At 37.7% G+C, this 326-nt stretch carries 1 protein-coding gene; it reads left to right on the top strand.

Features of this window, described 5'->3' with window-relative positions:
* Positions 1 to 326: hypothetical protein (locus ACVC3Y_RS00035; RefSeq protein ID WP_452225703.1), on the top strand; the 326-nt coding region annotated here is incomplete at both ends.

Below are 326 nucleotides of genomic sequence, written 5' to 3'. Positions count from 1 at the left end.
ATCTATACGGTATCGGATGATTGTGATAATGAAACTACACTGACTGCGACACTTACCCTTGAAGATTCTATCGGTCCAGACCTTACTGCTTGTACGGTTGTAGATGAAACTATAGAATGTAATGGAACAGATAATGAAACCATTGCTAACGATTGGAATGCTGCTAATATATTAGCGCTTCAATCTTGTGGTACAGATAGCTGTGATGCAGATGCTGTATTTGATGTAACTTCCGATTATGTATTTACAAACCTTACTTCTACTTGTGGAGCTGGTGGTACTATTACTGTAATCTATACGGTATCGGATGATTGTGATAATGAAAC

It is taken from the genome of Lacinutrix cladophorae (assembly GCF_053604645.1).
This window is presented reverse-complemented; position numbering and strand designations above follow the sequence as displayed.